15 protein-coding genes are annotated in these 11,957 nt (G+C 39.3%); 13 read left to right on the top strand and 2 right to left on the bottom strand.

The window, feature by feature from the left end; all coding sequences use genetic code 11:
• From NMM25_RS10010 to rpsD, 4 genes are all read left to right on the top strand, one after another.
• Positions 1–1,407, top strand: a 1,407-nt coding sequence (locus NMM25_RS10010) for a fibronectin-binding SSURE repeat-containing protein (RefSeq protein WP_254736779.1), incomplete at its 5' end; no start/stop codon positions are given.
• 80 nt (positions 1,408–1,487) lie between these two features.
• On the top strand, positions 1,488–2,186 hold the full coding sequence (locus tag NMM25_RS10005) for a response regulator transcription factor (protein WP_254736778.1): 699 nt from the start codon (positions 1,488–1,490) through the stop codon (positions 2,184–2,186).
• Positions 2,183–3,217 (top strand): cell wall metabolism sensor histidine kinase WalK, encoded by a 1,035-nt coding sequence (locus NMM25_RS10000; protein WP_254736777.1) that lies wholly within the window; start codon positions 2,183–2,185, stop codon positions 3,215–3,217. The genes NMM25_RS10005 and NMM25_RS10000 overlap by 4 nt, the downstream gene beginning before the upstream one ends.
• A gap of 202 nt (positions 3,218–3,419) precedes the next feature.
• Positions 3,420–4,031 carry a 30S ribosomal protein S4 gene (gene rpsD, locus NMM25_RS09995; RefSeq protein WP_000092756.1) on the top strand — a complete coding sequence of 204 codons (612 nt, stop codon included), beginning with the start codon at positions 3,420–3,422 and terminating at the stop codon, positions 4,029–4,031.
• Between the two features lie 156 nt (positions 4,032–4,187).
• On the opposite strand, the gene NMM25_RS09990 is transcribed toward rpsD, so the two are convergent.
• Both NMM25_RS09990 and NMM25_RS09985 read right to left on the bottom strand, forming a co-directional pair.
• Positions 4,188–5,351, bottom strand: coding sequence for a site-specific integrase (locus NMM25_RS09990; protein ID WP_254736776.1), 1,164 nt, complete (start codon positions 5,349–5,351; stop codon positions 4,188–4,190).
• Between the two features lie 260 nt (positions 5,352–5,611).
• Positions 5,612–6,112 carry a helix-turn-helix domain-containing protein gene (locus NMM25_RS09985; RefSeq protein ID WP_254736775.1) on the bottom strand — a complete coding sequence of 167 codons (501 nt, stop codon included), beginning with the start codon at positions 6,110–6,112 and terminating at the stop codon, positions 5,612–5,614.
• 199 nt (positions 6,113–6,311) lie between these two features.
• Between NMM25_RS09985 and NMM25_RS09980 the strand changes: the two genes are divergently transcribed.
• The 9 genes from NMM25_RS09980 (at position 6,312) to NMM25_RS09940 (ending at position 11,812) form a co-directional block, all read left to right on the top strand.
• Positions 6,312–6,512, top strand: a complete 201-nt coding sequence (locus NMM25_RS09980; RefSeq protein WP_088793933.1) for a helix-turn-helix transcriptional regulator — start codon at positions 6,312–6,314, stop codon at positions 6,510–6,512.
• Between the two features lie 378 nt (positions 6,513–6,890).
• Complete coding sequence (locus NMM25_RS09975) at positions 6,891–7,193, top strand: hypothetical protein (protein WP_254736774.1); 303 nt, start codon at positions 6,891–6,893, stop codon at positions 7,191–7,193.
• A gap of 22 nt (positions 7,194–7,215) precedes the next feature.
• Positions 7,216–7,419 (top strand): hypothetical protein, encoded by a 204-nt coding sequence (locus NMM25_RS09970; protein WP_254736773.1) that lies wholly within the window; start codon positions 7,216–7,218, stop codon positions 7,417–7,419.
• 14 nt (positions 7,420–7,433) lie between these two features.
• On the top strand, positions 7,434–7,700 hold the full coding sequence (locus NMM25_RS09965; RefSeq protein WP_075232396.1) for a hypothetical protein: 267 nt from the start codon (positions 7,434–7,436) through the stop codon (positions 7,698–7,700).
• Positions 7,701–7,709: 9 nt separating this feature from the next.
• On the top strand, positions 7,710–8,495 hold the full coding sequence (locus NMM25_RS09960; RefSeq protein ID WP_254736772.1) for a DnaD domain protein: 786 nt from the start codon (positions 7,710–7,712) through the stop codon (positions 8,493–8,495).
• Between the two features lie 11 nt (positions 8,496–8,506).
• Positions 8,507–9,349, top strand: coding sequence for a DnaA/Hda family protein (locus NMM25_RS09955; RefSeq protein WP_254736771.1), 843 nt, complete (start codon positions 8,507–8,509; stop codon positions 9,347–9,349).
• 146 nt (positions 9,350–9,495) lie between these two features.
• On the top strand, positions 9,496–9,651 hold the full coding sequence (locus NMM25_RS09950; RefSeq protein ID WP_164993748.1) for a hypothetical protein: 156 nt from the start codon (positions 9,496–9,498) through the stop codon (positions 9,649–9,651).
• Between the two features lie 201 nt (positions 9,652–9,852).
• Positions 9,853–10,473 carry a hypothetical protein gene (locus NMM25_RS09945; protein WP_254736770.1) on the top strand — a complete coding sequence of 207 codons (621 nt, stop codon included), beginning with the start codon at positions 9,853–9,855 and terminating at the stop codon, positions 10,471–10,473.
• 919 nt (positions 10,474–11,392) lie between these two features.
• Positions 11,393–11,812: a DUF1492 domain-containing protein gene (locus NMM25_RS09940; RefSeq protein ID WP_254736769.1), complete on the top strand. Its 420-nt coding sequence runs from the start codon at positions 11,393–11,395 to the stop codon at positions 11,810–11,812.
• Positions 11,813–11,957: the final 145 nt, after the last annotated feature.

The raw sequence follows: 11,957 nt of genomic DNA, 5'->3' as shown, positions 1-11,957 counted from the left end.
GCTCTCCCACCAGTAGAGAAATTAGGCAAAGGCCTTTACTTCTACGAAGTGGATTTAGCAGGCACCCAAGGAAAATCAGATAAAGAGCTTCTTGACCTCTTAAAACAAAATGGTACACAAAGCTATAAGGCAACCATTAAGGTGTACGGTGCAAAAGACGGCAAGCCTGACTTAACTAACCTCGTAGCAACTAAAGATTTGACTGTTAATTTGAATGGTTTGACCACTCCAGCTGAAGTGCAAAAAGGCGTGGCTGACAACACCAAAGATACAGTAGATGTTCCGGCTAGCTACCTTGACAAAGCCAATTTCCCAGGTCCATTTACAGCTGGTGTCAATCAAGTCATTCCATACGAATTCTTCGCTGGTGATGGCATGTTAACTCGTCTTATCTTGAAAGCCTCTGATAAGGCTCCATGGTCAGACAACGGAACAGCTAAAAATCCTGCTCTCCCACCAGTAGAGAAATTAGGCAAAGGCCTTTACTTCTACGAAGTGGATCTAGCAGGCACCCAAGGCAAATCAGATAAAGAGTTGCTTGACCTCTTAAAACAAAATGGTACACAAAGCTATAAGGCAACCATCAAAGTGTACGGTGCAAAAGACGGCAAGCCTGACTTAACTAATCTGGTAGCAACTAAAGATTTGACTGTTAATTTGAATGGTTTGACTACACCAAATCAGGTCAAAGAGTCTGTTGTTAACAATGTCAAAGACATGATTGATGTTCCAGCTAGCTACCTTGAAAAAGCAAATGTTCCGGGTCCATTCTTGGCCGGTGTCAACCAAGTTATTCCATACGAAGCTTTTGGTGGAGATGGTATGTTGACTCGCCTCTTGTTAAAAGCTTCAGACAAAGCCCCATGGTCAGACAACGGAACAGCTAAAAATCCTGCTCTATTGCCACTTGAAGGCTTGGCTAAAGGCCAATATTTCTACGAAGTGGATTTGAATGGCAATACTGTTGGCAAAGAAGGACAAGCCCTTCTAGATCAACTTCGAGCTAACGGAACACATACATACCTAGCTACTGTTAAAGTCTATGGCTCTAAAGATGGCAAACCTGATTTGACCAATCTGATTGCTACTCGTCAAGTAACGATTCGACTTCGTGGAAAAGAAATGGCGACAATACCATCTCAACAAGGTCAGATGAATACGAAGCCTTCTGAAACAGGCTCTACAGGTACGACTGAGGGTATGATGGGTACAAATCACCATATGTCAGATATGAAGGTCGATCAACCAGCTTCTAGCCAAATGGCTAATATGATGAAAAAAGATGATAAAGCGATGCTACCAAATACTGGGGAAGCTCAAACAGCTACAGCTGGCCTTGGTATCTTTGGTCTAGCCTTGGCAGGTCTTGTTGGACTTTTGGGTTTGACAAGCAAACGAGAAGATTAAGATTCAAATCACTTAAACATTAGAGAAAATAGTGTTATACTAAAGCAAGTATAACACTGTTTTTATCAAAGGAGTGTCAGATGAAAAAGACAATTTTGCTGGTTGATGATGAGATAGATATTCTAGATATTCAAAACCGCTATCTTTTACAGGCTGGTTATGACGTTTTGATCGCCCATGATGGTAAGGAGGGCTTAGAGCTTTTCAGAAAAAAATCTATCGACCTCATTATCACAGATATTATGATGCCCAATATGGACGGTTATGATTTTATCAGTGAAGTTCAGTATATCGCTCCGGATCAACCCTTCCTCTTTACAACTGCTAAGACAAGCGAACAGGATAAGATTTATGGCTTAAGTTTGGGGGCAGATGATTTTATAGTCAAACCCTTTAGCCCACGCGAATTGGTTTTGAGAGTGAATAATATCTTGCGTCGCCTTAGCCGTGGAGGAGAGACAGAACAGATCGAGTTTGGTGACTTGGTAATCAACCATGTGACTCATGAGGTTCGCATTGGGGAGCAACCTTTGGAATTGACAGTAAAATCCTTTGAACTTCTATGGATATTAGCCAGCAATCCCGAGAGAGTTTTTTCAAAGACGGAACTTTATGAGAAGGTATGGCAAGAGGACTATGTGGATGATACCAATACACTCAATGTTCATATCCATGCTTTGAGGCAAGAGTTGACCAAGTATACGAATTCAAATGCTCCCGCTATCAAAACTGTCTGGGGTTTGGGCTATAAGATGGAAAAACCAAGAGGTAGAAAATGAAATTAAAAAACTATATTTTAGTGGGGTATCTAGTGTCGACTCTACTAACGATTTTGGTCGTTTTCTGGGCAGTCCAACGGATGTTGATTGAGAAAAGTGAAGTTTACTTTCTAGTTGGAATGACCTTGATTGCTAGTTTCATTGGCGCTGCAGTGAGCATCTTTCTTTTGTCGCCAGTGTTCTCTTCTCTGAAACATTTGAAAAAACAAGCTCAGGATATAGCCAGTAAGGATTTCAGCACAGAAATTGAAACCAAAGGCCCATTAGAATTTCAAGAGCTGGGCCAGGCTTTTAATGACATGTCCCACAATTTGCAGGCTACCTTTCAATCACTTGATGAGAGCGAGCAAGAAAAGAGAATGATGATTGCGCAGCTCTCTCACGATATTAAAACTCCCATTACCTCCATTCAGGTTACTGTTGAGGGAATTCTAGATGGAGTGATTAAGGAAGAGGAGCGGCTCCACTACTTAGCCACGATTGGTCGGCAAACCGAGCGTCTAAACAAGCTAGTGGAGGAGTTGGATGTTTTGACTCTCAATACACAACCTCAAGATACTGCTGATGAAGAAGTCGAAGAGGTCTTTTTAGATCAGTTGTTGATTGAGTCAATGAGTGAATTTCAACTCCAGATTGAACAAGAGGAGCGAGATGTTTACATTCAAGTATCACCTGAGTCAGCGAAAATCAAGAGCCATTCTGACAAACTTTCTCGCATTCTGGTCAACTTGTTAAACAATGCCTTTAAATATTCAGAACCAGGAACCAGAATCGAGGTTCTTGCCCAATTAACAGAACAAGAGCTGACAATCAGTGTGAAAGACGAGGGTCAGGGGATCCTTCCTGAAGATTTGGAAAAGATCTTTAAACGACTTTATCGTGTAGAAACTTCGCGCAATATGAAGACGGGTGGACATGGATTAGGACTTGCGATTGCACGCGAACTAGCCCATCAGCTTGGTGGCGAAATCACAGCAGAAAGTCAATATGGCTTAGGAAGCAAGTTTACATTCAGACTCAATTTGAAATAAAGGTGTAAAATCCCTTTACAAATCTAGCTTTTCATGGTACAATAGCCTTTGTGTGAAATAGCAGCAGGAAAGCATGAAGCTCGTCAACAGGTGTCTTATGACAAGTAACCTTGGCTGTTTAGGCGAAGGGCATCTGCACGAATCAGGGCTTTCTAAGTGACTATTTCCACCGAAATATTATTTATATCAGGAGGACATACACATGTCACGTTATACAGGACCATCTTGGAAACAAGCTCGTCGCCTTGGCCTTTCACTTACAGGTACAGGTAAAGAATTGGCACGTCGTAACTACGTACCAGGACAACACGGACCAAACAACCGTTCTAAATTGTCAGAATACGGTTTGCAATTGGCTGAAAAACAAAAACTTCGTTTCACTTACGGTGTAGGTGAAAAACAATTCCGTAACTTGTTCGTACAAGCTACAAAAATCAAAGGCGGAATCCTAGGTTTCAACTTCATGCTTCTTTTGGAACGTCGTTTGGATAACGTTGTTTACCGTCTTGGTCTTGCGACTACTCGTCGTCAAGCTCGTCAATTCGTAAACCACGGTCACATCCTTGTTGACGGAAAACGCGTTGATATCCCATCATACCGCGTAACTCCAGGCCAAGTGATCTCAGTTCGTGAGAAATCATTGAAAGTTCCAGCAATCCTTGAAGCAGTAGAAGCTACTCTTGGACGTCCAGCATTCGTATCATTCGATGCTGAGAAATTGGAAGGTTCATTGACTCGCTTGCCAGAACGCGACGAAATCAACCCAGAAATCAACGAAGCACTTGTCGTTGAATTCTACAACAAAATGTTGTAATATTTTATTGAATAAGATAGGCTTTAATGCCTTGATATTAAGCACTTTGGGGCGCTTTCCCTTAGTGCTTTTTTTGTTTTTACTACCCTTTTAGTTACCCTTAACTAATTTTAGGTATAGTAATAGGGTAGCCCAAAAATGGGACACCCTTATTATTTATAAATTGCTGATGGCTGCCTCAAAGATTGAGACGGCTTTTTTAGCTCCCTCTTTGGTAGCATGGACATAAGTATTCAAGGTCATTGAGATATTAGAGTGGCCTAGCCTATACTGTAAATCTTTCGCCTCTATGCCAGCGTATAGCATGATTGTAGCGTGAGTATGTCGGAAACCATGGAAACTAATATCAGGAACGCCAGCAGCTTTAAAGTGACTTTGTAGCCTCTTTCTAAGTAAGCAAGCGTAGGCGTATTTTGTGGTAAAAGGGGTAAAGACAATACTCTCAGATCGGCCTAGTTGCCATGATTGAACTTGTTGACGTTTTTTATATTGCTTGAGTATGGAAACTGTAGCTGTATCTATGTCAACCTCTCTTAGACCTGCCTTAGATTTAGGCGTGTTTGTTTCCTGGTATCTATTCAAAGTCTTAGAAATGCTGATAATGCCTTTTTTAAGGTCAATATCAGACCATTCAAGAGCTAAAGCCTCTCCTATACGGCAACCACTAGCCAGCAATGTTTTATAAAGCACGTAGTCAAAGAAATTTTCATAACTAGACTGATCCAAATCTTCCAGGTAGTCTAAAAACTGTTTTAGTTCCTGATTGCTGAAAAACTTTACCTTATGCTCCTTATTTTGTTGCTTACGTGGGATAATGACATCCCTAGCTGGGTTGTGTTGGATTGCTTGCATTGTAACTCCATACTGGAGAATACGGCGGTTTATATTGTTTAGAAAGCTATAGTTTGCATACGCTCCTTTTTCGCCCTTATTGGCCTTGTCAGCCCACTTGTTGACTTGTTGCTGAATGATGGGAGTAGTGAGTTTGTCTAGCTTGTAATCACCGAATACAGGCAAAATATGAAGCCTTACGATCCCCTCCATGGATTGCTGGGAGTTTGGCTTGATTGTATTCTTGTAACTCTCCCACCATAAAGCGACCAGCTCCCTATAGGTTGTAATGGTTGCCTTTTCCTTTACACTATATCCATTAGCTGCAAAAGCATTGACAGCCTCTCTAGCTTTGATTTTAACCCCTTTTTTAGTGTTGGCTGTGACTGTTGTCCTGGCCTTTTTCCCTGTAAGTTTATCAACGCCTAAATAAACACTGGCACGGTACACTGTAGTGCCGTTTTTCTTTTTGTATTCTGTAATATTCATAGTCATACCTTTCTAACATCAGTAAGCAAGTATGGGATTTAGTCAAGTATTTATGAATATTGTTTTTATATGGCTCTGAGAGCTACGAGAATAGCCCTATTTTCGTTTGTTTTAGGTGTGATGGTATTTGTATAGCTGAACTATAAAATCGCTTAGAGGGCGTTTTAGGGGGTTATATAGTCCACTATTACATATTATCAAAGAGCGAAGATAGAGAAATCACATGCAAGGAGTAATAAGCGCACACACGTTTTAAATATTTAGTAGACTAAAATATCTATCTCTTTAGGATCCTTACCCATGTTTTTTTCTTGTCGCTCTAAGGTATTGTAAAAGTCAAGAAGTACATTGGTTATTTGTTCTAATTTTAGTGAGTAAGTCCCCTCTTTTGCCATCTCATATCTAGCTAACGTTGATACAATACTTTCAATGAATTGGATAGAAGCTAGAGTTTCACGTTTTAATTTTTCAATTTCTTTTTTATCGTTTAAGAAATCGATTCTGGTTGCTACAAGTACGCTTGGCAGATCTGCCATGTCTGTACCTCTACCCTTTAATACCATATCAAGATTATCATTGTACCCCAACAGATATCCAACGCTTACCCCGAAGTAGTCAGCAAGTTGCTGGGCTTTTTCTGGTTTAATTTGACTTTCTTCGTTTTCCCAATTTTGAAGAGTCCGATAATGAACCCCAATATTTTCAGCTAGCTCTTTTTGAGATAGCTTTTTTTCTTGTCTTAATTTTTTCAATCTATTCATATTGTGTTACACCTTTCATAGATGATTATATACTATATATTAGAAAAAGTACATTTTTTTTGTGCAAAATTTAAAAAAATAGTTGACATGTGAAAAATAATTGTGTATTATACACTTAAGCACAGAAAAAATGTGCAATCCCTAATATTTTACATTTCAATCTATTCATGAAGGGAAATTTTAGAAAGGGGGGGTATCTATGAGCAAACTACGAGGCTACCGAGTTATGTTAGGACTGACTCAGCAACAGATGGCAGATAAGTTGAAAATCTCTTTGCAGTCATACAACAACAAAGAATTAGGTAAAACGCCATTCAACGATAAAGAACGCCTAGCGATTAAGTCAATGGTTGCAGAAATCAAACCAGACATAACAATAGATGAACTATTTTATAGTTAGAAAAAGATTTATAAGATTTCTTGCTACCTTTCACTAAAAGAAATCTGAGTAACAAAAAAAGCCTTAACCGACGACCAAATCAGCAAGGCTTTTCACTTAAACAACTAAAACCACAAGTAGCAAGTATGGGATTTAGTTAGGTATTTATTTAATTATATCACAAAATAGTGATTTGTGCCCAAACGAGAGAGCACTAACTCTTTAAACTGGTTCTTATTCATGCATTCAATTTGGCGACTATGAGCATGAGATAAGAGTGGCAGGAAAGACATTAAAAAGCCCCACGCTCTCAAACTTTGGCGAGTCTGAGCGTAGGGCTGGCTTACAAGAAAAGATTTTCAAAAAACTCTAATTACATAAAAAATCGAGGTAAATACCATGAAAATACAAGACCAAAATCAAACAGTTGCTCTGACAGTTAAGCAAATCAAAGAACAAGGCCGACGTGCTACAAACGTTATGACGAGAATAGATACTCTAAAAGGATATGCTAACAGTCTTATGCTAGCCATGGACAGCGAGCCAGATAGAGCTATTCTATTGAGCTGCCTAAATAACTTTCTAAGCCAGGTATATGACCAGATGGATGTAATGTATCAGGAACTAGACGCTGTGGCATATCAGCTACTGGAATGTGACAATCCAGAAGAACTAAAAGCCTATCTAAGCGCGAAAGGATAAAAAAACAGAGGGAGTTATCAAAATGAATGAGCTAGATTTAACCAATACACAGGCGGTTATCTTCATGATGGTATTGATTGGCTTGTTACTTTATCTAAACCACCGAGACCGCAAAAAAAGCGCCCAAATGGAGCGAGAAAACCTCCAGGTAATAGAAACACCAAGAGAGGATTTAAACCCTTGCTATGGGTGTTATATTCAACTAGCAGGCAAGCGGAACAATTAGAAAAGGGGTGCAATATGCAACTATTATCAAGAGAGGCAGAGCTTGAGCTACTAGAGAAAGTGGGAGATCACTTAGAGAAAAGGCTTGAGCTTGAAAAACAACATAATGACGGCTGGGACTTAATTGCTAGAGCCGATCTACTAAATAAGCTAGGGATCAGTGGCACAACGTTGAATAATTGGGAAAAACACGGCTTAAAGCCGTATCAGTCGCCTTTTGAGAACAGTAAGAAGATTTATTACCGTAAGACCGATATATACAACTTTCTTGCAGTAGACTAGGGGGTAAGCGTGGGAAATAGAAGAATGATAAGCAAGACAGTAACCCAAACACAGAGATTTTTGAGGCTACCGCTAGAGGCACAGGCTTTATACTTTCATTTAATTCAAAATTCAGATGATGATGGAGTAGTAGAGGCTTTCCCTGTTGTTAGAATGATAGGGGTTAGTGAGGATAGCCTAGGACTTTTGATAGTCAGGGATTTTATCAGACCCCTGAATGATGAGATGGTATATTTTATTGTGGATTTTCATGAGCAGAATACTATCAAGAAAGATAGATATAAAAAAAGTGTCTATCATGAGTTACTAGAAACCTTTAAAAGCAAGGGTTTTTATGAAGTGGAGCCCAATGGGTTCCAAAGTGGAAACCAAACGGAAACCAATGGGTTCCCTAATATAAGTCAAGATAAGTCAAGTCAAGATAATCTAAGTCAATCTAGGTCAAGTCAGAAAGACGAGGACGAGCATGAAAATCCAATCTTTGAAAAATTAAAGTCAGCTTTTGGCCAAATGTCAGTTAATGGGACAATGATGGAAGAAGTAAGAGACTTGTTAGAAATCCATGGCCAAGAGTTAGTTATCTATGCTCTTGAGGTAACTATCCTAAATGCTGGTAAGTCAATTAGATATACCAGATCTATTCTTTCAAACTGGCAAGGGTTAGGACTTAGAACAGTTGAGCAAGTTAAGCAGCATGAGGAGCAACGTCAAAAGCTGAAACAGTCATCTAAGCAAGCAGAACCTATTAGCCGTGAGGAATGGCTAAAAACACGAACAGAAGAAAATCCATTCTAGGAGGGTAAGCAATGGAAAATAAATTTGAGCAATATAACAACAGAAAAATTAGTGAAAAGGTATGTGAGGTTCACAAGGTCAATTATTGGCAAATATCAACACCTAAAAGAGGCAGTAAGGAACGAAGTGTACAAGAGTTTTGTCCTGAATGCACAAAGGAACTAATAGAGAGACAGGAAAGGGAGGGAGTAGATAATAGCTTGAATGCTGAGACCTACCTAAAAACCTATAATGTGCTTATGCGAGACAGTACGATCCCTAGGGAGCTTAAAGAGGCTAGCTTTGAGAATTTCATAGCTGAGACAGCCGAGGAACAGCAACTATTAGCATTTGCTAGGGATCGGGTAGATAAATACCTGGACGGTATGACAGGGAATACCCTATTTACAGGCTCTACAGGCATAGGGAAAAGCCATTTAAGCGTTGCCATTGCTAAGGCTATAAATGAGGGCTACAAGGCCAAAGGAGAGCCTAAGAGCGTGCTATTTGTCAATCTAACCGAAATCCTTAGACGAGTTAGAGAGAGCTTTAGCTCTCCTACTAGTCTAGAGGGGCACTACTCAAGAATGCTAAAAGAGGTTGATTACCTGGTACTTGATGATTTAGGTATAAAATCGGACAACGCTAGTAGTAAAGGTAAATCATTCTGGGAAGAAGAGTTTATTTTTGATATTCTCAGTAATCGAGACAAGACTATTATTACTACAAATCTAAGCAACTCAGAGATTACTAGCTTGTATAGTGATCGAGTGGCCAGCCGTGTTAGAACAGGCCTAGAGGGTAACTTTTTCAAGTCATTTACTATCAAGGATAAACGATACTCAATCAGTAGCTTAAAGGCTAAAGTACACTAAAAAGGGTAGTAAAAAGCATTGGAATAGTTGAAAATATCGCTAATATCAACGCTTTATGGCTACAAGTACTACAACTTAATCAAGTAGAAGAGGCTCATAGCGCTCTAGGTTAATGAAAATCAAGAAAAAATGAAATGGAGGATCGTATGGATGATTTAGTTGAACTGTTGAAGCAAGGCTTTATTTTGTATCAGAAAAATGGTAAAATAGAGGCAGAGGCTCCCCCAACATTTGGGAGTGTGGCCTTGCATTTTCAAGATGGAAGATTTTCATACTTGCAACGAAGTGAAACAAAAAAATAGAGTCTATCGGAACAACCGAGGGCGCTGATTAAGCTATTTAGCTTTTTCGGTGTCCTTTTTGTTTTGGTGCTAGGAGTGGATATGATACAAAAATCCTTATGGATTGATACGAGCAGAAAAAACAGTTTTAAAAATGGAATACCGTAGCAGGTACGGTGCTTTTAGATATGGAAATTAACAAATAGAGAGAGGAAAAAAAGAATGAACAAGAAAACAATTATTACTAAGATGGTAGCATTGAAAGGTGCTATTTCAAACTTATATGGAAAAATCGAAGAAATACAGAATAATCAATTTTTAAGTGCAGAGGGGAAAGAAAATGAACTTGAAACCCTTAAATTCAAATACGAAGCTTGGTATGCTGGTTATTATGACGATCTGAAGAAAATTGCAGACAACCTACTGCCAGATAAAGAAGCTAAGAGAGCCGAAGCGGAAGTAAAAGCGTTGACTGATTCTGGTTACCAAGTAGCAGTGCAAAATGCCGTAAAACTTTTTGAAAGTGGCGCTTTGGCCGTATCCACTGGAAAAGCACTAATAGACCATTACAAAGACGATCGTACAACGTTAGAACTTTTCCGAAATGCTTTGGGAGGTATTTTTGGTAATGGCAACCCAAACAGTGCAGAGTTAGCGCAGTATATCCCAGCGGACAATAGCAATCGGACAAAAGACTTGTTGAATAAGTTTGCTAGAGCAGTCGATGAGCTGAATTATGAGAGATTGATGTCTGATCATGGATTTGTAATGCAGAGAGTTGAGGGAGCTATAACTTTCTTAGAATCTGATTACCTAGACGACAACATGGACGCAATACTTTAATCGAGTGTGCAGAGGGGAGCTATCCCCTTTTAGTATGTAACCCAATCGATTTGGGTTTTTTACATGATAATTTGTAGTAGGGTGCAATTTACAAAACAAATAAATACTACATATTTGACGGTTTGAATGTTAAAAAAGCTAGATATATCAAGGGTTTAAGTAAGCAGAGTGTTCCAAAAAAGGGTGAGGTAGCATATATAAAAAGTACAAGGTTAGTACAAGGTTGTGTATTTAAAAATATTAAAAATAGGCTAAGATTAGGCTAAGGTCACATACTTCAAAATACTAAGGTTTTAGCAAGGTACAGGGCTTTTTTCTAGTGATAGAACCCTAAGATTACCCTAAGGTATCGAAGTTTTCCAATGGTAAGGTTTTGGTAAGGTAGTGGCAGTAAATATGCCTGACAAATGGCAGGGTTATGTGTGTTGAACTCCGAGCGAACGCCGAGAAAATAGCTCTTGAACAGAGAACGAACAGAGAAGATTACATAGCTTGAACCTCGAGCGAAGCCCGAGAAAGTGGATAGATCCCCCTATCATTTATCAAGCAGATAAGCGAAGTTTTTACCCCTCTTATTTCTGATTTACTCCTTGCAGAATGATAGGGAAATAAGAACTAAAATAACTCCCCTTATTTTCCTACCAAATGCTAAGGAGATAAGAGTAGTTTAAAAGTCTGTTATTTTGGATTTGTTGCTTACAAAATGATAAGCAGATAAGGAAAGAAATAACTTGCCTTAATTGCTTGCAGAATAACAAGGAAATAAGGGAGATAAAAACGTTCCTTAATTGCTTATCAAATGGTATGGAGAATAGGATTGAAGCTAGAGCGAACCTAGAGAAATAGCAAAAAAAAGCCAAGGCGCTCCGCCTCGGCTACATTTTCAACACTATTATTATATCATAGAGGAGGTCAAGGCATGACACCAGAGCAAGTAAAAGAAAAACTAGAGGGCGTTAAGTGGATCAATAAAGAAATAGAGGGCTTATATTTAGAGCTTGGAGCTTTAGAAAGTGGTATCATCAAAAAGCAAGAACTGAGCACTACCAGAGTACAAACAAGCAGGGTAAATACAGCAGAGAACAATCTTATAAGTGTTCTGAAGCTAAAAGAGGACACGCTTCAGAGGATTGAGCGGCTTACTGAAGAGAGAATGGAAATATCTAGGCTGATCGATAAGCTGGCCAATCCGCTTGAGCGTTCCGTTCTCAGGCTGTTCTACTTGAATGTTCTCGACGCTTGGCAGGTTGCTGAGGAAATAGATAAATCAAAGACTACAGTGTACATTATAAGGCAAAAAGCTATAGAACACTTGGCAGGTATGGTAAATGGGGATTGATTTAACCTTGCCACAGAATTAGGAGTGTATGGGGAGCCCTAGGCTTCATATTTACCCCTATTTCGCTTTGTTTTGGACTGGATGACTAAAACACCATGGATAAACTAAAAGCCCTTAGAAACGAATCTGGGGGTTTTTGTGAGAT

The organism is Streptococcus sp. CF10-1 (genome assembly GCF_024295825.1).
GTDB lineage: Bacteria > Bacillota > Bacilli > Lactobacillales > Streptococcaceae > Streptococcus.
Note: the sequence above shows the minus strand (reverse complement) of the source record. Positions and strands in the feature narration are given on the sequence as shown.